The organism is Streptomyces sp. NPDC087440 (assembly GCF_044744005.1).
Lineage (GTDB): Bacteria > Actinomycetota > Actinomycetes > Streptomycetales > Streptomycetaceae > Streptomyces.
In genome coordinates, this window is record NZ_JBIUXN010000023.1 from 73,563 (window position 1) to 98,541 (window position 24,979).

Annotated in this window: 25 protein-coding genes; 4 read left to right on the top strand and 21 right to left on the bottom strand. The window is 68.9% G+C overall.

Going from position 1 to position 24,979, the window contains the following annotated elements; all coding sequences use genetic code 11:
- The first annotated feature begins 131 nt into the window (after window positions 1-131).
- Window positions 132-878: a hypothetical protein gene (locus ACIO3O_RS34380; protein ID WP_401752777.1), complete on the top strand. Its 747-nt coding sequence runs from the start codon at window positions 132-134 to the stop codon at window positions 876-878.
- Here the strand turns inward: ACIO3O_RS34380 and ACIO3O_RS34385 are convergent.
- Together ACIO3O_RS34385 and ACIO3O_RS34390 are read right to left on the bottom strand one after the other, a co-directional pair.
- The gene (locus ACIO3O_RS34385) at window positions 875-2,122 is read right to left on the bottom strand and encodes a cytochrome P450 (protein WP_401752779.1); all 1,248 of its coding nucleotides are present in this window, start codon (window positions 2,120-2,122) and stop codon (window positions 875-877) included. The genes ACIO3O_RS34380 and ACIO3O_RS34385 overlap by 4 nt on opposite strands.
- 8 nt (window positions 2,123-2,130) lie before the next feature.
- A complete protein-coding gene (locus ACIO3O_RS34390; protein ID WP_401752781.1) occupies window positions 2,131-2,907 on the bottom strand; it encodes an alpha/beta fold hydrolase in 777 nt (258 codons plus the stop codon).
- A 567-nt stretch (window positions 2,908-3,474) separates the two neighbouring features.
- Here ACIO3O_RS34390 and ACIO3O_RS34395 point away from each other — a divergent pair.
- Both ACIO3O_RS34395 and ACIO3O_RS34400 read left to right on the top strand, forming a co-directional pair.
- A complete protein-coding gene (locus ACIO3O_RS34395) occupies window positions 3,475-3,768 on the top strand; it encodes a hypothetical protein (RefSeq protein ID WP_401752783.1) in 294 nt (97 codons plus the stop codon).
- Between the two features lie 175 nt (window positions 3,769-3,943).
- Window positions 3,944-4,783: an SAM-dependent methyltransferase gene (locus ACIO3O_RS34400; protein ID WP_401752785.1), complete on the top strand. Its 840-nt coding sequence runs from the start codon at window positions 3,944-3,946 to the stop codon at window positions 4,781-4,783.
- Window positions 4,784-4,868: 85 nt separating this feature from the next.
- Here ACIO3O_RS34400 and ACIO3O_RS34405 read toward each other — a convergent pair whose 3' ends face one another.
- The 10 genes from ACIO3O_RS34405 to ACIO3O_RS34450 form a co-directional block, all read right to left on the bottom strand.
- Window positions 4,869-5,855: a helix-turn-helix domain-containing protein gene (locus ACIO3O_RS34405; RefSeq protein WP_401752787.1), complete on the bottom strand. Its 987-nt coding sequence runs from the start codon at window positions 5,853-5,855 to the stop codon at window positions 4,869-4,871.
- 138 nt (window positions 5,856-5,993) lie between these two features.
- Window positions 5,994-6,224, bottom strand: coding sequence for a DUF397 domain-containing protein (locus ACIO3O_RS34410; protein ID WP_401752789.1), 231 nt, complete (start codon window positions 6,222-6,224; stop codon window positions 5,994-5,996).
- Between the two features lie 215 nt (window positions 6,225-6,439).
- The gene (locus ACIO3O_RS34415) at window positions 6,440-7,036 is read right to left on the bottom strand and encodes a hypothetical protein (RefSeq protein WP_401752791.1); all 597 of its coding nucleotides are present in this window, start codon (window positions 7,034-7,036) and stop codon (window positions 6,440-6,442) included.
- Between the two features lie 107 nt (window positions 7,037-7,143).
- Entirely contained in the window at window positions 7,144-8,187 is a 1,044-nt protein-coding gene (locus ACIO3O_RS34420) for an ABC transporter permease (protein WP_401752793.1), read from the bottom strand.
- Window positions 8,184-9,767, bottom strand: coding sequence for a sugar ABC transporter ATP-binding protein (locus ACIO3O_RS34425; protein WP_401752795.1), 1,584 nt, complete (start codon window positions 9,765-9,767; stop codon window positions 8,184-8,186). Before ACIO3O_RS34425 ends, ACIO3O_RS34420 begins: the two co-directional genes overlap by 4 nt.
- A gap of 8 nt (window positions 9,768-9,775) precedes the next feature.
- Window positions 9,776-10,756 carry a sugar ABC transporter substrate-binding protein gene (locus tag ACIO3O_RS34430; RefSeq protein WP_401752797.1) on the bottom strand — a complete coding sequence of 327 codons (981 nt, stop codon included), beginning with the start codon at window positions 10,754-10,756 and terminating at the stop codon, window positions 9,776-9,778.
- Between the two features lie 106 nt (window positions 10,757-10,862).
- Window positions 10,863-11,252: a D-ribose pyranase gene (gene rbsD, locus ACIO3O_RS34435; RefSeq protein ID WP_401752799.1), complete on the bottom strand. Its 390-nt coding sequence runs from the start codon at window positions 11,250-11,252 to the stop codon at window positions 10,863-10,865.
- Entirely contained in the window at window positions 11,242-12,216 is a 975-nt protein-coding gene (locus ACIO3O_RS34440) for a ribokinase (protein WP_401752801.1), read from the bottom strand. The genes rbsD and ACIO3O_RS34440 overlap by 11 nt, the downstream gene beginning before the upstream one ends.
- Window positions 12,209-13,309: a LacI family DNA-binding transcriptional regulator gene (locus ACIO3O_RS34445; RefSeq protein WP_401752803.1), complete on the bottom strand. Its 1,101-nt coding sequence runs from the start codon at window positions 13,307-13,309 to the stop codon at window positions 12,209-12,211. Before ACIO3O_RS34445 ends, ACIO3O_RS34440 begins: the two co-directional genes overlap by 8 nt.
- Before the next feature lie 136 nt (window positions 13,310-13,445).
- A complete protein-coding gene (locus tag ACIO3O_RS34450; protein ID WP_401752805.1) occupies window positions 13,446-14,588 on the bottom strand; it encodes a nucleoside hydrolase in 1,143 nt (380 codons plus the stop codon).
- A 318-nt stretch (window positions 14,589-14,906) separates the two neighbouring features.
- Between ACIO3O_RS34450 and ACIO3O_RS34455 the strand changes: the two genes are divergently transcribed.
- Complete coding sequence (locus tag ACIO3O_RS34455; RefSeq protein WP_401752807.1) at window positions 14,907-16,097, top strand: Ig-like domain-containing protein; 1,191 nt, start codon at window positions 14,907-14,909, stop codon at window positions 16,095-16,097.
- A 146-nt stretch (window positions 16,098-16,243) separates the two neighbouring features.
- On the opposite strand, the gene ACIO3O_RS34460 is transcribed toward ACIO3O_RS34455, so the two are convergent.
- From ACIO3O_RS34460 to ACIO3O_RS34500, 9 genes are all read right to left on the bottom strand, one after another.
- Window positions 16,244-17,116: an amino acid ABC transporter permease gene (locus ACIO3O_RS34460; RefSeq protein ID WP_401752809.1), complete on the bottom strand. Its 873-nt coding sequence runs from the start codon at window positions 17,114-17,116 to the stop codon at window positions 16,244-16,246.
- Window positions 17,113-17,757 carry an amino acid ABC transporter permease gene (locus tag ACIO3O_RS34465; protein ID WP_401752811.1) on the bottom strand — a complete coding sequence of 215 codons (645 nt, stop codon included), beginning with the start codon at window positions 17,755-17,757 and terminating at the stop codon, window positions 17,113-17,115. Before ACIO3O_RS34465 ends, ACIO3O_RS34460 begins: the two co-directional genes overlap by 4 nt.
- Window positions 17,758-17,773: 16 nt before the next feature.
- The gene (locus ACIO3O_RS34470; RefSeq protein ID WP_401752812.1) at window positions 17,774-18,712 is read right to left on the bottom strand and encodes a glutamate ABC transporter substrate-binding protein; all 939 of its coding nucleotides are present in this window, start codon (window positions 18,710-18,712) and stop codon (window positions 17,774-17,776) included.
- Between the two features lie 14 nt (window positions 18,713-18,726).
- A complete protein-coding gene (locus ACIO3O_RS34475; RefSeq protein ID WP_401752813.1) occupies window positions 18,727-19,470 on the bottom strand; it encodes an amino acid ABC transporter ATP-binding protein in 744 nt (247 codons plus the stop codon).
- Between the two features lie 196 nt (window positions 19,471-19,666).
- Window positions 19,667-20,101, bottom strand: coding sequence for a DUF6278 family protein (locus tag ACIO3O_RS34480; RefSeq protein ID WP_401752814.1), 435 nt, complete (start codon window positions 20,099-20,101; stop codon window positions 19,667-19,669).
- 103 nt (window positions 20,102-20,204) lie between these two features.
- The gene (locus ACIO3O_RS34485; protein ID WP_401752816.1) at window positions 20,205-20,984 is read right to left on the bottom strand and encodes an exodeoxyribonuclease III; all 780 of its coding nucleotides are present in this window, start codon (window positions 20,982-20,984) and stop codon (window positions 20,205-20,207) included.
- A gap of 58 nt (window positions 20,985-21,042) precedes the next feature.
- Window positions 21,043-21,675, bottom strand: a complete 633-nt coding sequence (locus tag ACIO3O_RS34490) for an MBL fold metallo-hydrolase (RefSeq protein ID WP_401752900.1) — start codon at window positions 21,673-21,675, stop codon at window positions 21,043-21,045.
- A gap of 34 nt (window positions 21,676-21,709) precedes the next feature.
- The gene (locus tag ACIO3O_RS34495; RefSeq protein WP_401752818.1) at window positions 21,710-22,978 is read right to left on the bottom strand and encodes an alpha/beta fold hydrolase; all 1,269 of its coding nucleotides are present in this window, start codon (window positions 22,976-22,978) and stop codon (window positions 21,710-21,712) included.
- Between the two features lie 173 nt (window positions 22,979-23,151).
- Window positions 23,152-24,372, bottom strand: coding sequence for a tyrosine-type recombinase/integrase (locus tag ACIO3O_RS34500; RefSeq protein WP_401752819.1), 1,221 nt, complete (start codon window positions 24,370-24,372; stop codon window positions 23,152-23,154).
- Window positions 24,373-24,979: the final 607 nt, after the last annotated feature.

Genomic DNA, 24,979 nt, shown 5'->3' on the forward strand with positions numbered 1-24,979 from the left:
CCCCGCCAGGTGCCACGGGGCGCGTCTCGCCCCTCGGGCGGGAACGTCATCCGTACGCAACAAGCCCGCCCGGCAGGCCTGCTGACACCATCCGCCCCACCCGTACCCGTGGGCCGCTACCATGCCCGCCCATGAGTGACGACCTCCGCAACATCGTCCTGGGCGTGATAGCCGCGGGCCTCAGCGCGACCATCGGCTGGTTCGCCCGTACGTACCTCTGGCGCCGCAGACTCCACCGCAAGCAGCGGTTCTTCGGGCTGCCACGGAATTCCGAGTCACTTCTGATCGTCAATCGCGAGGCGGGCGGCGACGGGGCGGTGCACCGCTTCGACGTCTTCGCGCTCCTCGAACTCTCCGCCCTGATCAAGGACTGCGGGGCGCACGCCCAGATCCTCTCCCACGACCTCGCCCAGCAGGGCTTCGGCGAACGCACGGAATTCTGCGTCGGCGGCCCCACGTCAAATCGCCGTATGGCCGCCCACCTTGCCGGACTCCTCCCCGGCATCCGCATCAACGTGGACGTCGACCCCTCCCCCGACCGCGGCGCCTTCCAGATCGGCACGGACCGCTACCGCCTGGAGCACGGGATCGCGGAGTACGTCCTCCTGGCCCGCCTCACGGTCGGCGAGAACGCCCGCCCGGTCTTCCTCTTCTGCGGCCAGCGCGCCATCACCAACCAGGCCGCCACCCGCTATCTCGCCCGCAACCACGAGAAGTTGGCCCGCAAGCACGGCAACCGCTCCTTCTGCCTCCTCCTGAAGGTGGTCAACTCCCAGGCGTACGGCCCGGATGTCGTGGAACTGGTCGCGGACGTGACCCGCGCCGCCCAGACCCCGCTTCCCGTACCACCCCGCAATTCCCACCGCGCCATCTCCTAACCCACCTCCACCTCAAGCGACTTGATCCCATTGATGAAGTGCGAGACGAGCCGCCGGGGCGGCGCCGCCAACCGGTACCGGGGCATCACCCGCAGCGCTTCCTCGTGCAGGACGCGCAGTTGGAGCCGGGCGAAGTGGGCGCCGAGACAGACGTGCGGGCCGTCGCCGAAGGAGACGTGCGGGTTGGGCGAGCGGGTGAGGTCGAGGCGGTGCGGGTCGGCGAAGACGCGTTCGTCGTGGTTGGCGGACGCGTGGAAGACCACGACCTTGTCTCCGGTACGAAGCGTCCTCCCGGCGAGTTCGGTGTCCTCGGCGACGGTACGCCGAAAGCTCAGCACGGGCGGATGCCACCGCAGCAGCTCCTCCACCGCCCCCCTCAACTCGACTTTCCCCATGCCCTCTTGAGCTGCCCCATCCTCCGCGAGCGCCAGGAACCCACCCGGTGCGGCACTGCGCACGGTGTCGTTCCCGGCGACGGTCAGCAGGAAGAAGAACATCTCCAGCTCGGCGTCCGCCAGCCGCGCCCCGTCCCCCGCCGCGTGGGTGAGCGCCGTCATCAGGTCCTCGCCGGGGCGCGCCCGCTTCTCCGCGGCCAACTCGCGCGCGTACGCGAACATCTCCCCCAGCATCGCCGGTGAGCGCGGGTTCACCGGCCGCCCGTCGGGCCCGCGTACGAGCCGGTCGGCCTCTTCGGGGTCCTGGTAGGCGATGACGCGCTCGGTCCAGTCCAGGAGCAGGCCCCGGTCGGCCGCCGGGACGCCGAGCAGGTCGGTGAGGTTGAGCAGCGCGTACTCGTCGGTGACGGCGGCGACAAGGTCGACAACCCCGTCACGGGCGTCCCGCACCGCCGCTTCCAGCAGCGTCCGGGCCCGCTCCCGCACCCGCCCCTCGAACCGGTCGATGCGCCCCGGCGTGAACGCCCGGCTGACCAGCCGTCGCAACACCCCGTGCTGCGGCGGGTCCTGATTGAGCATCATGCGCCGTACGAAGGGCAGGTCGGCGGGATCAGGATCGCGAATCTGGGTGGCCCCGAGACAGGACGAGAAGACCCGGGCGTCCTTCAGCACCCTCACGACGTCGGCATGCCGGGTGACCGCCCAGAATCCTTCTCCCGCCGGCCACCCCAGGACCTCGTACTCGTCCTGCCAGGCGACGGGCTCGTGGTCGCGCAGCCACTGGTAGTCGGCGTGCGGGATGCCCTGGGCGTAGCGACGCGGGTCGTACACGTCAGGCACACCCGGCACTCCTTCCCTCACCCCTCCCCGTCCGCCCGCAGGAAGTCCTCCACCGTGCGAACGAGTTCGAGGGGCGTCTCGTCCATGGCGTAGTGCCCGGCACCGGCGATCTCCACGAGCTCGGCGCGCGCGTAGTGGCGCAGCCAGGTCTCCCGCATCAGCCCCGCACCGAGCGCCGGGTCGAGCGCGCCGACGACGGCGAGCGCGGGCACGCCCACCCCCACGACCTCCTCGTGGAAGTCCTCCCCCGCCCAGGAGTCCAACCACGTCCGGAACGCCTTGGCGTCGCTGCGCCCCACGGACTGCTGGACCATCCGGTCGAGCCAGGCGGCGGGCCGGTTGCCTCCGGTGGTGAGGTCGAGGATGGCCCGCCGGTTCTCGGGCCGGTCGGCGGCCCCGGCGAACAACTCCCAGTGCTCGGGCGGCATCGGCAACCCGCTCGCGGGCACGGGCGACACCCCCACCATGCGCCGCACCCGCTGGGGCACGGCGGCGGCGATCCGCTGCACGACGCTGCCGCCCATGGAGTGCCCGACCACCGAGAACCGCTCCCACCCGAGGTGATCGGCCACGGCCAGCACGTCCCCGGCCCCTTCCCGGGTGGTGAAGTCCCCTGCCGTGTTCAACGCCTCGCCGTACCCCCTCAGATCGACGAAGGCATACCGGAACGTCTCCAGATCGAGATCGGGCATGACCGCCGCATAGGCGGCACGGTCGGCGAACCACCCGTGCACGGCGAGCACGTGGTGGGGCCCTTCACCGACGAGGGTGTGGGGCAGGACGTGAGGGGTCACGGGGGCTCCGATCCGGACGCGGGCTGCGACGAGGGGGCGGTTCGACGTGCGGGTCCACGGTGGCCCGGCGACAGCACGCGGGACAAGACCGCCTCGGAACGGGTTGGTTCCTGGGGAACGCCCGAATCGGGCCTTCTGGACGCTCCCTTTTGCAAGGTTGGTTGCAATCAGAGCTTGCGAACGGAGATTTTCTCCGCAGCCCAGATCAGAACCTGCCCCAGGCATATTCAGGATCAATCCGCTTTGTCTTCGATCCCGACCGTCTCATCCACTTTCGATACACGAAACTTCCGAAGCACTTCGCTAGTTGAACGTAAATTTCCCTGAATCGCACGCCCGCCCGAATCACCAACTGCGTGCATGAGGATTGGGGCGCATTTGCAAGATCGCGAGCTCCGCTCACCCAATTGAAGGAGCCTCCGGAGTCGGTTCGGGAGAGCTATCGTGAGGCTGACGTCGAAGCGATTGGACGCAAGTCGACCTGAGTGAAAGGGAGTTGGCCCCAGAGTGCCTAGCCGCACCCTGGGGCCGTAGGAATCGAACACCACGCCCCGATGAGGAGGACCCGTGTCCCATTCCAAGACCAGAGGGCCGTCTCCGGACACCTCGGCTCCGAGCGAAATTACCACCCCGTCGGCTCCGCTCACCCTGGTCGGTGACGAAAATCGACGGATTCTCATCCAACGCCTCTGGCCGGCGCTGCGTCTCGCCCTTACGGCGTGGAACGCCGCTCACGGCGCCGATCCCGGATTCGTGGAGGCCGTGCTGAAGGTTCTCGAAGCCCTCCCGGCTGGCGTCCTGGCCACCGTCGCCGACCGGCTCAAGTTCCGCAGGACCCGCGAGAGGAGGGACGGCAACTGACCCTCAGGGCGGACGGTCTTCAGGCCGTCCGCCCCTCACCCACTCCCGGACACGCCATCGTCAGCCCCCACGCCCCCAGTTCGCCTGATAGTGGTCTGGCCCAGCACCCCGCCCCTCCCTAGCATGGAGGTTTCCTGCGGCCGTGCCGGGGCGGCCGAGGACCCTGGGGGGACACATGAATAAGCGGAACACTGCCGGCCCGAACGCGATCGACGTCGACACACCCAGCGTCGCCCGCATGTACGACTGGCTGCTCGGCGGCATCGAGAACTACCAGTCCGACCGCGACGCCTGCGCGGAATTGCTCGACATCGCACCGAGCACCAAGGAACTCGCCCTCAACAACCGCAACTTCCTCCGCCGCGTCGTACGCGTTCTCGCCAAGGACTACCAAATCCGGCAGTTCGTCGACCACGGTTCCGGCCTGCCGACCCAGGACAACGTCCACCAGATCGCCCAGCGCGTCGACCCCGCGACCCACGTGGTCTACATCGACAACGACCCGATCGTCCTGGCCCATGGCCGCACAACGCTGGAGGAGAACGAGCAGACCGCCATCATCCAGGCGGACATGCGCGAGCAGAAGAACATCGTCAAGGACGCCGAGTACAAGCGGCTCATCGACCATTCCAAGCCCACAGCCGCCCTCTTCGTCTCGGTCCTGCACTGCATCCCCGACGAGGACGCCCGCACCCTCGTCGACACCGTCCGCGCCCGCCTCAACCCCGGCGACTTCATGGTGATCTGCCAACTGGCCAGCGAGCGGGCCGACGTTCGCGACAAGGTCACCCACCTGATGGACGTCAGCACGGGCGGCCGCTGGGGCAGGGTGCGCAAGCCGGAGGAGGTCGAGGCCTACTTCGAAGGGCTCGAAATCCTCGACCCCGGCGTGGGCGACAGTGCCGGTAAGCACCCTCTGTGCGACGTCACCAACTGGCGCGCGGATTCCCAGGTGGTACCCCGGCAGAAGAGCCAGGAATGGATCGAATGGGGCGGTGTCGGAAGGGTGCTGTAGGCATCGGGGGCGACTGTTGGGGACCGGCGTTCAACTGGTGCCGCCCTGCAGGGCGGTCGCCGCAGCCGACACGAGGGCCGATCCGTCAGGGCCGGTCCTCGTCGGCCACCACGCGCCCTGCCGCCTCCAGCCGTGACCGCTGCCGCGCGATCGCATCGTCCAGCATTCGCGCACTGACCCGACGCGGTGCCGCCGCAAAGCTCAGCTCGTTGAGAACATGCCGGTACAGATCAACCTGCGGTGGCTTGCTCAAATACAGGGCACTGTCCAGCAGTTCAACGTACACAAGCTCGGCCGGACCTCCGTCGTGGAACTTCAGGTGCGTAATCGGATAGCTCGGCGCGATGCTGACGCCGACATCACCTTCCTTGTCCGCGAACCGCACGATCCGGATGTTCATGCCACTGCCGTTCCCCACCCTCTTCAGGTGCAGCAGTTGGTCCAGCATTACTTGCGCCCCGCCGAACTGGCGCCACAGCACGCTCTCGTCCAACAGCACCACCATCGTCGGCGACTGCGTCCCCTGGAGAATGTGCTGCCGGTGGATGCGCAGATCGACCCGTCGCTCGACCTCCAGCAGGGTCGCGCTCGGCACGGCGGCTCTGACGACCGCCCGCGCGTAGTCCCGGGTCTGGAGCAGTCCGGGGATTATGTGGTTCTCGTACATGAAGATGCGCTCCGCCGCGCCCTCAAGGCCGATCAGCCTGCGCAGATAGCCTGGCGTCACATCCGCGTACTGGCTCCACCAGTGGCTTTCCCGGGTGTGCCGCAGGAGGCTCTCAATCTCGAACTCCTCCATGGGGCTCAGCCGGTAGAACTTCATCAGGTCCCGGACGTCCTGCTCCTTCGGCGGGCTCTCACCCCGCTCCAGTCTGCTGACCTTCGAGACCGACCCTCTGATCACCGGAGCGACATCCTTGAGCCCCAGCCGCCGCTCCTTGCGCAGCTGGCGCAAATGCTCACCCAGGACCCGGGCGGCTGCCTCCGACTTCCCCTGCCACGCCCCGTCCCCTCCGGCCCCTCGGTAGGACTGCGCCCCCGGCACGTCGTCTCGGAAGCGTTCGGCAGGCATGCACACTCCAGGGGAAGGCAACACGAAGGGCCAGCTTCCCAGACTGGTGGGGCCGTACCCGCCGGTTCAACCTCTGCCCAAAGCTGTGCGGGGGCCACCGCCCGCGGCCCCCGCACAGCGCCTGTCACCGGGACACAATCACCTGCCGAACCGGTCGAACTCCCCCGCCTTCGCCCCCGCCACGAACGCCTCCAGCTCCGCATCCGTGTAGATCAGCGCCGGCCCCTGCGGATCGCGCGAATTGCGCATCGCCACCGTTCCTCCAGGAAGCGCCGCCACCTCAATGCAATTCCCGGCCGCGCTGGCACTGCTCTTGACCCAACTCGCCCCGGCAATACTGCTCGCGGCAACACCGTTGTAGACCTGCATTCCGCCACCTCTCACATCGAAACGACCACCCTCGTGAAATCCCATATGCAATTGCACGGGGGGAGGGATGTGAGGAGCGTAGACCTGCGTGCACCGCGCACGGAGTCCCCCAAAAGAGTGTGGTTACAAGGGACTTGACCTCGCTGTGCGCAGCAGCGTTCGAGGAATCGTCACTTCTTGGCTGCCTCGCGAGCACCGCAACCCCACGCAGCGAATCAGCGCCGCTGATCCTCCACCTGAAAGTCCGCCGGCGCATGCTCCCGCATCATCCGCAGCACATCATCCAGCGCGAACTCGAAGACGTACGTCTCGAAGCACAACCCCTGCTTCACCCGCGGCGCACTCCCCGTCATCAGCGAGAACCTGCGGTACGCCGCCCTCGGGCGGGAGACGTACGGCAGCGCGCCCGGCGTCGACTCGCGGGCCTCCACGATGAGGAACTGGCCGGCCCGCACCCCCGCGGCCCGCACCGCCAGCACGTCGTCCCAGGGAAGCGTCCGTTCGGCGAGGAGCGGCAGGCGCACCAGTACGCCGGCCGGGCCCGCCCCGAGCGTCAGCGGGCGGACCAGGTAGCCGATGTACGTCACGGCGACGAACAGGAGCAGCAGGCCGAGGACGGACATCAGCGCCGCGGAGAGCGTGGCGTTGTTGCCGCCCTGGACGACCGCGAAGACGGTGTAGCCCCACATCACGGTGACGACCGCCGCCGCGACGGGCATCGCCTTGACCACCCCGCGCAGCGGCAGCTCGATTCTGGTGTCCTCCGGCGGCACCGCGTCCTGCGGTCCCTGCGGGTCCTGTGCATGCGTCATGGTCAGAGCTTCGGCGCTGTACGGCCCCAGCACCAGTACCCGACGGTAATCGGCCCCGTCTCTCCACCCCGGTCGCCCTCAACCCGGTCACCCCGGTCGCGCCGGGTTCAGCCCGCGACCGCCTTCTGCGGCATGCGGGCGGCCAGCTTGCCCCGGTAGTGGTCGACGACGACCGCGACCATGATGACCACGCCGGTGATCATCTGCCGCTGGAAGTCCGAAACACCCATCAGGAGAAGGCCGTTGGTGAGGACGCCCAGCAGACAGGCACCCAGCAGGGTGCCGATCATGGAGCCCTTGCCGCCGGACAGCGAGGCCCCGCCGATGACGACGGCGGCGATCGCCGAGAGTTCGTAGCCGCCGCCGATGCTGGGGCTGGCGATGTTGAGACGGGCCATGTAGGTGACGGCGGCGATCCCCACCGCGAACCCGGCGATGACGAAGGCGGCGACCTTCACGACGCTCGTCCGGTGCCCGGAGAGCCGTACCGCCTCCTCGTTCGCCCCGATCGCGAAGACCAGACGGCCGAAGACGGTCCGGGTGAGCACCAGATGGCCGACGGCCACCATCACCAGCGCGATCCAGAAGAGCGAGGGGATGCCCAGGAGGGTGGAGGTGCCGAAGTGGCTGAAGCCGGGCGGGAAGTCGTACAGCGTCTTGGCGTGGGTGTATTCGAGCGCCGCCCCGCGCGCCACGTTGAGCATGCCGAGCGTGACGATGAAGGACGGCACCCGCCAGCGTTCGGAGACAAAACCGTTGACGAAACCGCAGGCCATGCCGACGAGGGCGGCGACCAGCACCGACAGCAGCACGGCGAGGGGCGTGGACAGGCTGGTCGAGGTCAGCACCTCGCCCGCGACGACGCCCGAGAGCGCCATCACGGACCCGACCGACAGGTCGATGCCGCCGACCAGGATGACGAAGGTCATGCCGACCGCGAGCATCGTGTTGAGGGTGATCTCGGTGGCGATGTTCGTGAGGTTGTCGGAGGTCGCGAACTTGGGCGCGGCGAGCGTGAAGATCAGCACGAGCGCGAGCAGGGCGATGCCGATGCCCGCCTCGCCCATCACCTGCCGGGAGAGCTGGCGTGCGGTGCGCCGCTCACCGGCGGGCGCCGGGGCGGCTTCCTTGGTGGGGGCCGGTGTGGTCATGAGGAGGTCTCACCGTTCTGGGTGGGTACGTCGGTGGATGGGTGCGGGGTGTCGTCCGCGACCGGGCCCCGGGTGACGTACCCGGAGTACGCCAGCGCCAGGATGCGCGAGCTGTCGAAGTCCTCCCGGGCCACCTCCCCCGCGATCCGGCCGCGCGAGAAGACGAGGATGCGGTCGCAGATGCCCATGAGTTCGGGCAGGTCGGAGGAGACGACCAGGAGGGCCTTGCCGGTGCCCGCGAGGTCGGTCAGCTGCTGGTGGATCTCGTAGCGGGCCCCGACGTCGATGCCTCGGGTCGGCTCGTCGACGACGAGGACGTCCGTTCCGGCGAGCAGCCACCGGCCGAGGACCACCTTCTGCTGATTGCCGCCGGACAGGGTGCGGACCGCCGTGCGGATGCCGGGGGTGCGGATGCCGAGGCGCTCGACGGCCTGGTGGGCGTACGTGTCCTCCTCGCCCCGCTTCAGCAGTCCGCCGCGCGAGACCTTGCCGGTGGCGGCCAGCGTCACGTTGGCGGCGACGGGCATGTCGAGGACCAGGCCCTGCCCCTTGCGGTCCTCGGTGAGGAGGCTGATGCCGTGCCGGACGGCGTCCCGGGGCGTGCGGATGCGGACCCGGCGCCCCTTCACGTACACGTGTCCGCCGTCGTGGTGGTCGGCCCCGAACAGGGCCCGTACGGTCTCGGTGCGGCCGGAGCCGACCAGCCCGGCGACGCCGACGACCTCGCCCGCGTGCAGGGCGAAGCTGACGGGGCTGCCGCCGCGCGGGTGCAGGCCTTCGGCGCGCAGCAGTTCGTCGCCGGGGGGCCGGGACACGTACGGCGGGTACTCCTGCGCGAGGTCGCGGCCGACCATGAGGCGGATGACCTCGGCGGTGTCGGTGTCGGCGAGGTCCTTGGTGACCACGTGGCGGCCGTTGCGGAAGACCGTCATGCGGTCGCCGATCTCGAAGACCTCCTCCAGGTGGTGCGAGATGTAGAGGACGGCGGTGCCGCGTGCGGTGAGGCGGCGGATCACCTCGAAGAGGCGCTCGGTCTCGCGGGAGGTGAGGGTGGCGGTCGGTTCGTCCATGACGAGGACCCGGCAGTCCTGCCACAACGTCCGTGCGATCTCCAGGAGTTGCATCTGGGCGATGCCGAGACGCTCCACCTTGACGTGCGGGCGTACGTCGAGCCCGACCTCGTCGAGGAGTTCTTGCGCGCGCCGGTTGAGGGTGCGCCGGTCGACGAGCCCGTACTTCCGGGGCAGGTGCTGGAAGAAGAGGTTCTCCGCGACGGTGAGGTTGGGGAGCAGGTTCAGCTCCTGGTGGACGACCTGCACGCCCGCGCCCATCGCCGCCGCCGCGTCCTTGGGGGCGTACGGCTGTCCGCCGAGGCGCATCGTGCCGGTGTCGGGCGGCTGGATTCCGGCCAGGATGCGGACGAGAGTCGACTTGCCCGCCCCGTTCTCGCCGAGCAGGGCGTGCACCTCCCCCGCCCGCAGTTCCAGCCGTACGTCGTCCAGGGCCTTGACGCCGGGGAACGCCTTGCCGATGCCGGCGGCCTCCAGGACCACCGGCGCGGCTCCGTTCGTCTCGCTCATGTGCCTGCTCATCCCGCGTCCGCGCCGGTGACGACCTTGACGTCGGTCTTGACCCAGGCCTCGGCCTTGCCGCCGTCGATCGTCTTCAGTGCCACGTCGATGCCGTCGGCGGCCTGCTTGGCGGCGAACTGGTCGACGGTGGCGACGACTTGACCGTCCTTCAGGTACGGCTTGATGGCGTCGATGTTGTCGAAGGAGGCCACGGCGACCTTGCCCTTCTTGTTCGCCGCGCCGATCGCCTTGACCGCGCCCAGCGACATGGAGTCGTTGGAGGACATCACGCCCTGGATGTCGGGGTGCGCGGTGAGGAGGTTGGTCAGGACGGTGTACGCCTCGTCGGTCTCCCAGTGCGCGGTCTTGGAGTCCACGACGGTGAGCCCGCCGTCCTTGGCCGCCTTCTCGAAACCGGCCTTGCGCTGCTGGGCGTTGGCGGCGCCGGGGTTGCCCTCCAGGATGACGACCTTGCCGCCCTTGCCGAGCTTCTTGGCCAGCACCTCGCCGGAGAGCCGGGAGCCCTCGGCGTTGTCGGGGCCGACGAAGGGGACGTCGAGCTGGGCGGCCTTGAGGGCGCCGTCGTCCAGCTTGACGTCGATGTTGACCAGCTTGATGCCTGCCTTGGCGGCGCGGCCGAGCGGCGAGACGAGCGCGCGGGAGTCGGCGGGGGCGAGCACGATGGCGTCGGCCTGGTCGGTGATGCAGCGGTTGATGGCGGCGACCTGGCCGTCGATGTCCGTCTCGTTCTGGATGCCGCTGGCCTTCAGCTCCAGGGTGCCGAGCTTCTTGGCGTGCTCCTCGGCGCCCTGCTGCATGGTCTGGAAGAACTCGTTGCCGAGCGACTTCATGATCAGGCAGACGACGGGCTTGCCGTCCTTCTTCTTCTCCTTGCCCCCGGCCGAGGGCGAGCCGCCCTCCTGCCCGCACCCGGTGAGGGCGACGGCCAGGACCAGGGAGGCGGAGGCGGAGACGGCGAGGGAGATGCTGCGGTTCATCGTTGAACTGCCTTCCGAGAGTGCCGGGTTGGAGGATTTCCTGGTGCGGTGGTACGAGGGCGGACGGGCCCCGGGAGGTCTGGGTGGGCGTCGTGCCCGAGGGGTGTCAGAAGGGGACGCCCGCACGGAGGACGACATTGGCGTACGGGGTGGTCTCGCCGGTGCGGACCACCGCCCGGGCGCGCCGGGTGAGCTTCTTGAGCCGGGCGTGCGGCACCCGGTCGAGGGTGACGTCGGCGAACTGCTCGTCGAAGACGACCAGGAGGTCGGGGTCGGTGGCTTCGTGGGCCACGGTGGCGTGCTCCAGGACGAGTTCGTCCAGGACCGCTTCGAGCACGGGCAGGAACGCGGGTTCGCCGCGCCGCCACACCAGGTCGACGACCTCCACCCCGGAAGGCACGGGCAGGCCGGGATCGGCGACGACCAGCAGGTCACCGTGGCCGAGCGAGGTGATGATCTCCAGGAGGCGGGGGTGCCACAGCCCGTCAGCACGCATGGTGCACCTCGCTCTCGCCCTCGTGCCGACGGGTTACGTCGCCGAGCAGCGCCTCCACCTCGTCGGTGGACGGCAGCGAACTCTGGGCGCCCGGCCGGGTGGTGGCCAGCGCCCCCGCCGCACACGCCCGGCGCAGGGCCTCCCCCAGCGGTGTACCGGAGCCGAGGGACAGCGCGAGCTGTGCGCAGAAGGCGTCGCCCGCTCCGACGGTGTCGACGGCGTCGACGCTGAACCCGCTCTCGCGGCACACCCCGTGGGCGTCGGCGGCGACCGCGCCGTCCGCGCCCAGGGTGACGACCACGGTGGCGGGACCGAGGGCGCGCAGCGCCTCGGCGTGCTCGGCCCAGTCGTCGTACGCGTGCGGCAACAGTCCCTGGGCCTCGGTCTCGTTGACCACCAACACGTCCACGGCGCGCAGGAGTTCGGCGAGTTCCGCCCTGCCCGACTCGGGCAGGGGTGCGGCGTTCAGCACGGTCAGCGCGCCTGCCGTCCGGGCCTGGTGGGCTGCGGCGAGCACGGTGGGCAGCGGCACTTCGAGCTGGAGGAGCAGGGTGTCGGCGCTGTGGGCGAGGGTGCCGCCGGTGAGGGTGCCGAGGGCGGGGACGTCGAGGTGGTGGTTGGCGCCGGGCGAGAGGGTGATGGTGTTCTCGCCGTCCTGCTGCACGACGATGAGCGCCAACCCGCTGGACACGCCCGGCAGTTGACGTACCCCCCGGTCGTCGACGCCCTCCACCGCGAGGCGTTCGCGCAGTTCGCTGCCGAGGGCGTCGTCGCCGAGCAGACCGACCATGCGCACCTGGGCGCCGAGCCGGGCGGCGGCGACGGCCTGGTTGGCGCCCTTGCCGCCCGCGCCGCGCACCACGTCGGCGCCGGAGACGGTCTCGCCGGGGCGGGGCAGCCTCGGCACGGTGACCGACAGGTCCATGTTCAGGCTGCCGACCACGACCAGTCGCTCACTACTCACGGGTGTCACCGTTCTCTCCACGAAGTTCGGGGTGTTCGCCGCCCGCCGGGTCGGGGCACCCGCAGGAGCCCCTGGCCAGCAGGGTCACCGGGAGGACGTCCCGGGTGGGGGGCAGGTCGGGTTCACGCATCCGGTCGAGCAGGCGGCGTACCGCCGTGCGGCCGAGGTCGTCGTAGGGCTGGCGCATGGTGGACAGCGCCGGGCAGGTGTACGCGCCGGCCGCGATGCCGTCGAAGGAGACGAGGGCGAGGTCGTCGGGGACCCGGATGCCCAGTTCGGTGGCGGCGCGCAGGACTCCGGCGGCCTGTTCGTCGGAGGTGACGAACAGGGCGTCCACCGACCGGTCCCGGGAGAGCAGTGCGAGCCCGGACCGGTAGCCGTCGAGCCGCCCGAAGGAGCCGTGCAGCAGGGGTGCGGCGTCCGGGCAGGCCTCCCAGCCGGTGCGCCCGCCCGATCCCGTGCCCGCCTTGAGGCCCGCCCGCTCCAGTGCCGTGCGCCAGCCGACGACGCGGTCCACCGTGGGGTGGATGCCGAGCGGCCCGGCGATGCAGCCGACGCGGCGGCGGCCGTGGGCGAGGAGGTGCTCGGTGGCGGTCTGCGCGCCCCGGGCGTTGTCCACGAGGACGTAACTGGTGGCGACCCCGTCCAGCTCCCGGTCGAAGACCAGGCTGGGCACCCCCGACCGGGCGAGTTCGGCGCGCCAGGCCTTCTCCCCCTGGGAGGGGATCAGGACGAGCCCGTCGACCTGGCGGTCCACGAACGTACGGATGTATCCGGCCTCGCGGGCGGGGTCGTCGACGCTGTTGCCGACCAGGAGGGTGTATCCGGCGGCCCAGGCGTGGTCCTCCAGGGAGCGGGCCAGTTCGGCGAAGAAGGGGTTCGCGGCGTCGGGCACCACGAGCCCCAGCGTCATCGTGTGGCTCATCCGCAGCGAGCGGGCGACCGCGTTGGGCCGGTAGCCGAGTTCCTTGACCGCCGCGAGGACCCGTTCGCGGGTGGCGGGGGCGACGGAGCGCGGGCCGTTGTTGAGCACGTAACTCACGACCGAGGGCGAGGTGCCCGCGAGCACCGCCACGTCCTGCCGTGTTGCCATGCCGACCCCCGGTCTTCCCACGTCCCCTGTCGGGCAGGCCGGAGAGGTCCGGCCGCCGCAACACGAGTTGGCAACTCGTGTTGCGGCGGATTATGAGAAGCAACCAGCGCAACCGCAAGGGTTGCGCCACAACGGCTTATTCGGTCCGCAGCAGCCCGGTGTACAGGTCCCAGAACCGCTGGGCGTCGACGTCGAGCACGATGGACGCCTTGCGGGTGCCCTTGGGGTTGTTCGGAGCGTCGAACTCGTCCAGCTTGTAGCCGAGCGAACGCCCGTAATCGGCACCGAAGTTGGCGTCCACGTCGACGTACCGCACATCGGTCTTCTTCGCCACGGCCGGGTCGAGGAAGACGGCCGCGGTGATCGCGTCCCACAGCAGGTGCGTGGTGTTCGGGTCCTTGGCGAACTCGGGTCCCTGGAGGTCACGGAAGATCTTCTTGATCGGGGTCGGCTTCCCCGCCACGATCCGGTCGTACTGCTTCTTGCCGTACACGACGTGCTGGGCGGCGTCGTCGGGGACGATCGTCTGCTTGCGGAAGGGCGTACGGACCGCGATGCGCGCCGACTCGGGGTCGAACCACCAGTTGAACTCGGCGGCGGGGGTGATGTTCCCGGGCTTGTCGAAGGCGCCGCCCATGTAGATCACTTCCTTGATCAGCGGCACGATCTCGGGGTGGGTGCGCACGGCGAGCGCGAGGTTGGTGGCGGGGCCGTCGGCGAAGACGGTGACCTGGTTCGGGTGCCGCTTGACCTGCTCGACGATGAAGTCGGCCGCCGCCGTGTCCTGCTTCGGCTTCGTCTTCGGGTAGCCGCCGTAGGGAGGCTTGGCCAGCTTGTCGTACGCCGGCGGGCGCTTCGAGTCGAAGGCGCCGCCCCAGGGCGCCTTCCCGTACAGCGCGTTCTCGGCGGCGAGCCGCTCCTGACGGCCGGGCATGAGGGGTTCGCCCGCGCCCATGACGACAGGGATGTCGGTGCGGCCGACGAGCTCCAGCTGGCGCAGGGCGTAGGCGGTGCCCTCCTCGACCCAGGTGTTGCCGCTGACGACGGTGACACCGAGGAAGTCGACGTCCCGGGCCTTGGCGAGCATGAACATGGTGACGGCGTCGTCGTTCAGCTCGCCCATGTCGACATCGAGGATGACCTTGCGGCCCTTGTCGGCGGCCGGAGCCGCCCGGACCTCCACCGGGACGGGAAGGGGAGCCGCGGCCGGGGCCGATGCGGCGACCAGCGGGACGAGCAGGGCGGCGGCGAGCAGCGGGCCGAACGTTCTCTTGCGCACGGGTGTCCTCCGAGGGGACTGGGACGCGGGGCCGAAACGACGCACCCCGAGAGAGCGGGCGGGAAGCGGACCGCGCGATTATCAGAAGCAACCCCGGCAACGGCAAGGGACGTGCGGGCCACGGATCGTTCGCAGCCGCAAGGGGTCGCACGACCCGGTGTCCAGGGACTTTCGTCCTCACCTGCTGCGGGAATCGTCACAAAGCCCCTCCCCCGTTTGGCGCAACCGGGACGTTCCGGATTACCTCCTTCTGTAAGGACAGACGAGGACACGAAGCCGATACCCGCTCGACCACGCACCGCCACGGAGGTTTTCCAGTTGACCCGCATACGCCGCCCGCGCACCCGGCTCCGTACGGCCACGCTCACCGGTACGGCCGTGCTCGCCGCAGCAGCCCTCACCGCCTGCAACGGCGGCGGTGGTGGCAGTGAGGGCTCCGGAGCCGCCAAGGAAGCGCCGCAGACCAAGGTGTCGGTGAGCGCCTCGGGGAAGCAGGCCAAGGCGGGCGAGCCGGTCAAGGTGACCCTCACCGAGGGCGACAAGCTGGACTCCGTCACCGTCAAGGACACCAAGGGCGGCACGCTGACCGGCCAGATATCCGCCGACGGCAGGTCCTGGACCTCCGCCCGCACCACCTCCCCCGGCACCAGCTACACCGTCGAGGCGAAGGCGGCCGGGGCCACGGCCACCAAGGCGGACTTCACCACCGAGGCCGCCGACAAGGTCAACAAGCTGACGATGGCCCCCGGCAAGAACACCACCATCGGCATCGCGCACCCGGTGTCGATCGTGTTCGACCACCCGGTGAAGAACAAGGCCGACGTCGAGAAGCACCTCAAGATCACCACCTCGAACGACACCGAGGGCTCCTGGGGCTGGATGACCGACTACTCCGGCAAGGACCGCGTCGACTGGCGCCCCAAGGACTACTGGAAGCCGGGCACCAAGGTCACCCTGAACGCCGACCTGAACGGCGTGAACTCCGGCAAGGGCGGCGGCTGGTTCGTCCGCGACTACCAGACGAACTTCACGATCGGGAAGAACCAGATCGTCAAGGTCGACCTCGACAACCACCGCCTGAAGCTGATCCGCGACGGCGAGACCGTCAAGGACGTCCCGATGTCGGCGGGCACCCCGGGCGGCGACAAGGCGTCCTGGCGCGGCAAGACGGTGCTGATGTCGAAGGAGGGCACCATCAACATGCGCTCCGAGACGGTGGGCCTCGGTGACGCCTACGACAAGATGGTCGACTTCTCGATGCGCCTGACCTGGTCGGGCATGTACGCGCACGCCGCTCCGTGGAACGCGGGCTACTTCGGCTCCGCCAACAAGAGCTCCGGCTGCATCGGCATGAGCGACACCAACGCCCAGTTCGTCTACGACGCCGTGCAGGTCGGCGACCCCTTCGAGGTCACCGGCAGCGACGCCAAGGGCACTCAGGCACTCAACAACGGCTACGGGAACTGGAACGTGTCCTGGGCCGACTGGCAGTCCAAGAGCGCCCTGTAAAGCGTGGTGGGGGGGGGACGAGCACAGCCCGTCCGGCGCGCAGCTGACCTTCTCGTCCTTCGCGGCCGACCCGGGTCTGGGGCCGATTCCGCTGCGGAACAAGTGATCCCCGGCTGCTGCCGGACAGGCTTGCTCTCTCTATCGAGCTACTGCCTGCCCGGCAGCAGCGTCCCCGCCTCGGCCGGACCGATGTCCACGGCCTCCGTCTTGGGATTGCGTCGCTGACGCCTGGCCACCCAGTTGGCGAACCAGGAGAGCAGCATGCACATCCCGATGTAGATCGGTGAGATCACCAGAACCACGGGGATGAAAGGCAAATCGTAGTCGAGATTGGACGCGATGAGCTTTCCGGCATGGAGAAACTCCTCATAAGTGATCAGATATCCGAGGGAGGTGTCCTTCAGCGCGACCACCAACTGGCTGATGATGGTCGGCAGCATGGCCCGGACCGCCTGCGGCACCAGCACATGCGTCATGACCTGCGTCTTGCGCATGCCGAGCGCATAGGCCGCCTCCCGCTGGCCGCGGTCCACGGAGTTGACCCCGGTACGGAACACCTCCGCGAGCACCGAGCCGTTGTAGAGCGTCAGTCCGGCCACCAGCGCGGGCAGCGGCTGGACCTTCAGCGCCACGAAGATGAAGAAGATCATCACCAGTACGGGCATGGCGCGGAAGAACTCCACGCACAGACCGGCGATCCAGCGCAGCGGGCGGTGCTCGGACAGACGCCCCACCGCGAGCAGCGCGCCCAGGGCGAGCGAGAGCACCGCGGCGTACGCGAACGCCTTGAGCGTGTTCGCGAGTCCGTGGAGCAACAGCTCCTGGATGCCCTTGTACTGGAAGGGGGTCCATTTGGCCGCCGTGAACTGGTCGGTGTGGAACAGGAGATACACGACCCAGGCCAGCAGCCCGAGCAGCAGGACCGTCGAGGCGATCCCGTACATGAGGTGCCGTTGCCGGGTCTTGGGCCCCGGGATGTCGTAGAGGGCGGTGGACTCCGTGGACAGGGCGCGGCTCATCGGGCGACTCCCCAGCGCTTCTCCAGCGCGTGGAAGAGCGCGCTGATGGTGAGGGTGATGATCAGGTATCCCAATGCGATCCAGACGAAGGACCAGACGACGCTGTAGCCCAGCTCGTTGAGGGTCTTGTACGTGCCGAGCAGCTCGGTGACGGAGAACGCGCCGGCGATCGCCGAGTTCTTGGCGAGCGCGATGAGCGTGGACCCGACGGGCGGGATCACGGACCGGAACGCCTGCGGCAGCACCACCGTCGACAGCGTCTGCCCGAAGGTCATCCCGAGGCTGCGGGCCGCCTCGCCCTGCCCGAGCGGCACGGTGTTGATGCCCGAGCGCAGCGCCTCGCAGATGAACGCCGAGGTGTAGCAGCCGAGCGCGAGCACCGCGAACAGCTGGAAGGGCAGCACCAGTCCGAACCGCGGCAGCCCGAGCAGCACCGCGAAGAAGAGCAGGGTGAGCGGGGTGTTGCGCAGGATGGTCACCCAGGCTGTGCCGAGCGCCCGGAAGGAGCCGACCGGGGAGACCCGGCAGGAGGCCATGACGAAGCCGAGGACGAGGGCCAACAGGGAGGCGTAGACGGTCAGTTGGACCGTCCCGAGGAATCCCTTGCCGTACAGGGCGAAGTTGTCGGTGAGTACGTTCATACGGGTGCGGCCTCCCTCAGCTCGCCGGATAGCGGTCGATGGGCGGCGCGGGGGTGGCCTTGCGGCCGGAGAGCCCGAGCGTGACGTCGTACGCCTTCTGCCAGTCGCCGTTCTTCTCGCGCGCCGCGAGGGCGTCGTCGATCGCGAACCGCAGCGCGTTGTCCGGGCGCGGGACGCCGATGCCGTACGGCTCCTTGGAGAAGGGCGCGCCGACGACCTTCATCTCCTCGGGGACCTTGGCCGCGTACCCCATCAGGATCGTGTCGTCGGTGGTGACGGCGTCGACCTGGTAGGTGAGCAGGTTGTCGACGCAGACGGAGTAGGTGTCGTACGCGACGAGGTCCGCCTTCGGGTATTCGGCGTCGATGCGCTGGTACGGGGTCGAGCCCGCGGCGGAGCAGACGCGCTTGCCGTCGAGGTCCTTGGGCCCGTTGATGTCCTTCTCGTCGGTGCGCACCAGGAGGGACTGTCCCGCCATGTAGTACGGGCCGGCGAAGCCGACGAGCTTCTTGCGCTTGTCGTTGATGGTGTAGGTGCCGACGTAGTAGTCGATCTGCCCGTTCTGGAGGGCGGTTTCGCGGTTCGCGGAGGCGATCGTACGGAACTCGACGCTCGCCGGGTCGAAGCCGAGGGAGGCCGAGATCATCTTGGCGATCTCGATGTCGAAGCCGGAGTAGCGTCCGCTCGCCGGGTCCTTCTCGCCCATGTAGGGCTGGTCCTCCTTGGCGCCGACGACCACGTGGCCGCGCCGCTCGGCCTTCTCCCAGGTGGGCGAGGCGGGCAGCGAGAAGCCCGACGCGACCTGGTAGTGCGGGAGTTGGTCGGGGCGCGGGCCCTTGACCGGGGGGCTGCCCTCCTTGCCGCAGGCGACGGCGAGGAGGGTGAGGGAGAGGACGGCGAGGAGCTTTCGGGTGCGCGGCCGGACGGGGCGCGACGGGGATGGGGTGCGCGACATGTCTCTCCGCCCCCTCAGTGCTTGAGGATCTTGGAGAGGAAGTCCTTGGCGCGGTCGCTCTCCGGAGCGGTGAAGAAGTCCTCCGGGGTGCGGTCCTCGACGATGCGGCCGTCCGCCATGAACACCACGCGGTTGGCGGCGGAGCGGGCGAAGCCCATCTCGTGGGTGACCACGACCATGGTCATGCCGTCGGCGGCGAGCTGCTGCATGACTTCGAGGACCTCGTTGATCATCTCCGGGTCGAGGGCCGAGGTCGGCTCGTCGAACAGGAGCGCCTTGGGGTCCATGGCGAGCGCCCGGGCGATGGCCACGCGCTGCTGCTGGCCGCCGGACATCTGCGCGGGGAACTTGTCGGCGTGCGCGGCGAGTCCGACGCGCTCCAGGAGTTCCCGGGAGCGCTTGTCGGCCTCTTCCTTCTTCCGGCCGCGCACCTTGGTCTGGGCGAGCGAGACGTTCGCCAGCACGGTCTTGTGCGCGAAGAGGTTGAAGGACTGGAACACCATCCCGACCTCGGCGCGCAGTCTCGCGAGCGCCTTGCCCTCCTCGGGGAGGGGTTTGCCGTCGATGAGGATGTCGCCGGACTCGATCGTCTCCAGCCGGTTCATCGTCCGGCAGAGCGTTGACTTGCCCGAGCCGGACGGGCCGATGACCACCACCACCTCCCCGCGGCCGACGGTGAGGTCGATGTCTTGAAGGACGTGCAACTGTCCGTAGAACTTGTTGACGCCACGCAGCTCGATCAACGGATCGACGGCCATACGCTGCCCTACCCACTCTCAGCTGTGTCGAGGTCAGCGCAAACTATCCATCCCGGAAAGGGACTTCACGCCCGACACGCACAAGCGGGACGAACCGCCAATAGCCGTATTTACGCGGTTGACGCGGGTGCTGACCCGGGCGGCGCCCCGGGTGGTGACGCCGGCCCGCCCCGGGAGGCAACAGACGTCACACGCGTCACAGCTCGGAGGCCTCCGCGTACACCTGCGACAGCTCGGGGGCGCCGGTGGCCGCCCAGTCGAGTCCCGCACCGACGACCTCGATGTCGCGGCCGGAGGCCAGCATCACCACGGGTGTGCCGTTGGGCCACAGGTGCCAGCGTGCGCCGGGGACGGTCCGTACGATCACGGTGCCGAGGTAGAGACCGGCGTCGTTGCCGAACCAGGGCAGCTCCTCCGGGTCGTCGCGCCAGCGCGGCGGGAGCTGGTCGAGGGCCTCCAACGACGCCGGGGTGTCGTCCAGTTCGAGGCCGTCGTGGGCGGCCCGGACACGCAGCAGCTCGCACTCGGCGAACAGTTCGGCGATGCCCTCTTGGTCGGCTTCGTCGGACACGTACGTCGCGGTGCCGCGCGCCATGTCGTGGCGCTTGCGCCAGGTGTCCAGGAAATTCATACCGCTCAGGTTCGCACCCACATGGCTCTGCACACCACAGGCGCGCGGATGTTGACGTGCCCCCGGGACCCCTGCCGCGGGGCCCCGGGGGCGTCCTGCGACGTCAGAGGTTCAGGTCGACCACCACGGGGGCGTGGTCGGAGGCGCCCTTGCCCTTGCGCTCGTCACGGTCGACGTAGGAGTCGGTGACGGCCTCGGTGAACGGCTTGTTGCCGTAGACGAGGTCGATGCGCATGCCCTTGTTCTTGGGGAAACCGAGCTCGCGGTAGTCCCAGAAGGTGAAGGGGTGGTCGTACTTGAGCGGACGCGGCATCACGTCGGCCAGGCCCTCGTCCCGCAGGGCGGCCAGGGCGGCGCGCTCGGCGGGCGTGACGTGCGTGGCGCCCTCGAAGAGGGCCGGGTCCCAGACGTCCGCGTCGGTCGGGGCGACGTTGAAATCACCCAGAACGGCGAACGGCCGTGTCCCCGCCGCGTCTTCGGCGACGGCGGCCTTCAGCGCCTCGAACCAGGCCAGCTTGTACGTGTAGTGGTCGTGGTCGACCTCGCGGCCGTTGGGCACGTACACCGACCACAGGCGCAGCGGGCCGCAGGTCGCGGAGACGGCGCGGGGCTCCTGCACTCCCCCGTACTCCGGGCCGCCGGGCAGGCCGTGGACGACGTCCTCCAGGCCGACCTTGGAGACCAGTGCCACGCCGTTCCACCGGCCGTCGGCGACGACCGCGGACTCGTAGCCGAGTTCGCGCAGCTGCGCGGCGGGGAACTGCTCGGCGGTCGACTTGGTCTCCTGGATGCACAGCACGTCCGTGCCGGTGTTCTCCAGCCAGGCCAGCAGCCGCGGCAGTCGGGCGGTGATCGAGTTGACGTTCCAGGTGGCGATGCGCATGTGTCCAAACCTACTCGTCGGGTCTGACAGTCGGGGTGTGTGCCGGTGTCCGAGCAGGTCAGAGCCGCGTGGAGGCACCCGGCGCGAGGTGGTGGTGGTCGGTGCCGCCGAGGTTGCCGATGTGCTGGCCGTACAGCGGCAGGGCGAGGTCGGTGAGGAGCGCGTCGTGGATGTCGTACGCGCGCTGCGGCTTGACCTCGCGAACGTAGTCGATGACCTCGGAGACCTTGTTCCAGGGGGCCATCACCGGCACCAGGAGGGTCTCGACGGGGTGGCCGGGGACGGTCAGGGCGTCACCCGGGTGGAAGACCGCCCCGTCCAGCAGGAAGCCGATGTTGGTGACGCGGGGCAGGTCCGGGTGGATGACGGCGTGCAGTTCGCCGTGCACCTGGACGTCGAACCCGGCGGCGCCGAAGGTGTCGCCGTGCCCGACGGTGTGCACCCGGCCGGGGAACGCGGCGGAGACCTTCTCGGCGACGCTGCGCAGCGTCCAGATCTCGGCGGCGGGGTTGGCCTCCAGGGCGGCCCGCAGGTGCGGCTCGCTGAAGTGGTCGGCGTGCTCGTGCGTGATGAGGATCGCGTCCGCGCCGAGGGCGGCGTCGGCCTCGCTGAAGGCTCCCGGGTCGAGCACCAGGGTGCGGCCGTCCTTCTCCAGCCGGACGCAGGCGTGGGACTTCTTGGTCAGCTCGATGCTGCTGTTCGTGTCGCTCATGGCTTCCATCCTGCTACGGCTGCGGTGTGGTCTCCTGCCGGACCACTTCCCGGGCGGTTTCGAAGGCGGCGTGGGCGGCGGGGACGCCGCAGTAGACGGCGGTCTGGAGCAGCACCTCGCGGATCTCGGCGGGGGTGAGCCCGTTGCGCAGGGCGGCCCGGACGTGGGTGGCCAGCGACGCCTGGTGGCCGCCCGCGACGAGCGCGGTGAGGGCGACGACGCTGCGGGTGCGCCGGTCCAGGCCGTCCCGGGTCCAGACCTCGCCCCAGGCGTACCGGGTCAGCAGGTCCTGGAAGTCCCCGGTCATCTCGTCCGTGCCGGCCAGTACCCCGTCGACGTAGGCCTCGCCGAGCACCTCCCGGCGCACCTTCATGCCGTCGTCGTACGGGTCGGGCCGCCCGGCGGGCACCGGCTCGGGCTCGCTCACGGGAGCGGGGAGCGCGGCCTCGGGGACCTCTTCGGGGGCGGGCGGCACCGGGGCGAGCAGCGTCGTGCTGCCATCCTCCCAGGGCGAGGAGAAGTGCCGTACGAGAAGGTCGGTGACGGCGGCGGGCTGCTCGACAGGCGTCAGGTGCGAGGCGCCCGGCACCAGCGCGAGGCGGGCGTCGGGGATGCCCGCGACCAGGGTGCGGGCGTCGCCGGGCCCGGTGACCTGGTCCTGCTCGCCGACCACGACCAGGGTCGGCACGGCGATCCGGCCGAGCTCGGGACGTACGTCGAAGGCGGCCAGCGCCTCGCAGGCGGCGATGTAGCACCCGGGATCGGTGGTGCGCACCATCTGCACGGCCCACTCCACTATGGCGGGCTGCGCGGCGGCGAAGGCCTGGGTGAACCAGCGCCCGGGCGCGGCGGCCGCCATCGGCTCCATGCCGTTGGTCCGCACGATGACGCCGCGCTGGCGGAACTCGTCCGCCGTGCCGAACCGGGGCGACGCGGAGACCAGCGCCAGGGACGCCACCCGGTGCGGGTGCCGCAGCGCCAGCTCCGCGCCGACCGCGCCGCCGATCGAGCAGCCCGCGTACCCGAAGCGCTGCACGCCCAGCTCGTCCAGGACCGCCAGCAGCCGCGCGGTCAGCTCCGCCACGGACGCCACGGGCTCGGCGGGGGCGCCGCCGTGCCCGGGCAGGTCGTAGCGGAAGACGCGCCAGGTACGGGACAGCTCGGGTATCTGCCGGTCCCACATGTGCCATGTGGTACCCAGTGAGGGACCCAGCACGACGACAGGGGCATCTTCTGGCCCGTCAAAGCGGTATTGCAGGGTGTTCATCGGTGTCTCACTCATCGCGTGACCCTCTCATCTGTCACGAGATGTCACAGCGCCGGGGTGAACCATGCGGCCCTCGTCTCAAGCGTGCGCTGCCGCCGAGTGCTGGAACGCACTGCACCGAGTGCTGCGGGAGACCCCAGCCTGTGGACCAACAGCTCCACGAGCCGCAAGGCGGGCAGGCCGTGCCATCACCCCTCGCTAGCCCCGTGCAGACCGTCCCAAGTGGCGGCGGCTCCACGCAAGTCCTCCACGTCCGGCTTGACGTACCAACGTTTGGTCGTCTTGACATTCGTATGCCCGGCCCATCGTGCCAGGATGTGGTCTGGTACTCCATTATTGGCCAGATAGGTCAAACACGATGCACGCGCGTCATAGAGCCGGACGCGACGCAGCCCGAGCTGCTCCATCAACTGATACGCGCGCCGACGAAGTTGCTTCATCGTGAAAGCTTCGCCCGCTTCATGCACTAGCACGTAACCGGATTCCGTGTACCCCTCCTCCAGAGCAAGCAGCTCCTCTCTCTGGAGAGCCCGGAATGATTTCAGGGGTCCGAGCACCAGAGGTGGCAGCGGCAGCTCCCGCTCACCCGCAAGCGACTTGGTGTCCTTTTCAACCACGTAGCGGTTACCCATCATCGTGCGCGTATTAGCAATGGTGATGGTGGCACTTTCCAAGTCGACATCTTCCCACCGCAGGCCACAAACCTCAGCCGGACGAAGCCCCATCAAGGAAAGAAGCAGCGCAGCATAGAGACGCTCCCCCCTAATGCCTTGAATGAACTTCTGAACCTCTTGGACGTTCCAGGGCGGCACAACCTCCTTCGTCTTCCGCTCCTCCTTTCTCGCCCGCCGGGGAATCGTCACATGCTCAGCGACATTTACGTATACCAATCGCCGCGTCACGGCTCTTCCTAGCGCTTCCTTCAAGCGAGCGAGGCTCATATCCACGCTCCTTACACTGAGCGCCGTTCCGGCCCTTTTGCCGCGCACGCGACCATGCGCAAGGCACCATTTCATCCACTCCTCAACCTGCTCTTCCGTCAGGTCCTGAAGATGAATCGCACCGAGCCTCCCTCGAACCCGATCCAAAGTGATCTTGTAGTTATATATGGTGGTTTCCTCAAGATCTTCCGCTTTCATGGCCAGCCACTTGTCGAGCCACTCGTTTACGGTGATCTTGCTAGGCGGAACGAGTGTCCCTTCATGCCGACGATTAGATATATTCGCGTACGCGGCCCGAGCCTCCTTCAGCGAGTCGAATGTACGTCTCGCCTGCTTACGCTTACCGGTTTCAGGGTCGATTCCCACGTCAACAACGAATCGGTAGCGGATTTCTCCCTTTGAGTTCGGCGGCAGCTTCTTGATGGGTTCGGGCAACTTCCACTCTCCTCGATCGAAATAGCTGTCCACGTCTACCGGTCGGCGACATGGAAAACTGGCGCAAATACTCACAATGAAACCGCCACCAGGCGCCGGGTTCAGGCACCTCCATGGTCACGGTGATGACCGGTTTGGCCAACCGGCAATCAGCGGCTATATTTCGCCCGCTTCTGCCTGCGCGTTCCGCCAAGGCGCCTTACGGCGCGAGGCGATATGTTGGTGAGGCGTTCGGGTCTTCCCGCTCAGCGACCAGGATGCCGTCATCGCACAGCCGCAAGAGCCTGCCGTGGGCGGCTCGAAGCGAGCCACCCACGCCTGTGGTGATCGAGCGCTCTTCCGCGCCGGGGTGCTTCGCCGCGTACACCAAGATGGCCCGGTCAATGACGTATCCGCGCTGTACCAGGTCCTCTCCGAACAGACCGGTCGCACACACAGGCAGATCCGGACGACAGCGCTCCTAAATCCGAGCCTGCTCGGTCCACGCGTTGAGTGCGCCCAGTGAGAAGAGAATCGGGGCGGTGTACCGAAATGAGCGGATTGCAGGTGCGGACAGAATGACCTCCCAGACGCTTATCCCCCACGAGGGCATAGCGGCCACGTTCTTCCAGGGGTGTTGTACGTTGACATACCCCAAGAG

Coding starts and splice junctions, on each gene's coding strand:
- ACIO3O_RS34380 (WP_401752777.1), top strand. CDS start 132: ATGAGTGACGACCTCCGCAACATCGTCCTGGGCGTGATAGCCGCGGGC.
- ACIO3O_RS34400 (WP_401752785.1), top strand. CDS start 3,944: ATGAATAAGCGGAACACTGCCGGCCCGAACGCGATCGACGTCGACACA.
- ACIO3O_RS34405 (WP_401752787.1), bottom strand. CDS start 5,855: ATGCCTGCCGAACGCTTCCGAGACGACGTGCCGGGGGCGCAGTCCTAC.
- ACIO3O_RS34410 (WP_401752789.1), bottom strand. CDS start 6,224: ATGCAGGTCTACAACGGTGTTGCCGCGAGCAGTATTGCCGGGGCGAGT.
- ACIO3O_RS34415 (WP_401752791.1), bottom strand. CDS start 7,036: ATGACGCATGCACAGGACCCGCAGGGACCGCAGGACGCGGTGCCGCCG.
- ACIO3O_RS34420 (WP_401752793.1), bottom strand. CDS start 8,187: ATGACCACACCGGCCCCCACCAAGGAAGCCGCCCCGGCGCCCGCCGGT.
- ACIO3O_RS34425 (WP_401752795.1), bottom strand. CDS start 9,767: ATGAGCGAGACGAACGGAGCCGCGCCGGTGGTCCTGGAGGCCGCCGGC.
- ACIO3O_RS34430 (WP_401752797.1), bottom strand. CDS start 10,756: ATGAACCGCAGCATCTCCCTCGCCGTCTCCGCCTCCGCCTCCCTGGTC.
- rbsD (WP_401752799.1), bottom strand. CDS start 11,252: ATGCGTGCTGACGGGCTGTGGCACCCCCGCCTCCTGGAGATCATCACC.
- ACIO3O_RS34445 (WP_401752803.1), bottom strand. CDS start 13,309: ATGGCAACACGGCAGGACGTGGCGGTGCTCGCGGGCACCTCGCCCTCG.
- ACIO3O_RS34460 (WP_401752809.1), bottom strand. CDS start 17,116: ATGAGCCGCGCCCTGTCCACGGAGTCCACCGCCCTCTACGACATCCCG.
- ACIO3O_RS34465 (WP_401752811.1), bottom strand. CDS start 17,757: ATGAACGTACTCACCGACAACTTCGCCCTGTACGGCAAGGGATTCCTC.
- ACIO3O_RS34470 (WP_401752812.1), bottom strand. CDS start 18,712: ATGTCGCGCACCCCATCCCCGTCGCGCCCCGTCCGGCCGCGCACCCGA.
- ACIO3O_RS34475 (WP_401752813.1), bottom strand. CDS start 19,470: ATGGCCGTCGATCCGTTGATCGAGCTGCGTGGCGTCAACAAGTTCTAC.
- ACIO3O_RS34480 (WP_401752814.1), bottom strand. CDS start 20,101: ATGAATTTCCTGGACACCTGGCGCAAGCGCCACGACATGGCGCGCGGC.
- ACIO3O_RS34485 (WP_401752816.1), bottom strand. CDS start 20,984: ATGCGCATCGCCACCTGGAACGTCAACTCGATCACCGCCCGACTGCCG.
- ACIO3O_RS34495 (WP_401752818.1), bottom strand. CDS start 22,978: ATGAGTGAGACACCGATGAACACCCTGCAATACCGCTTTGACGGGCCA.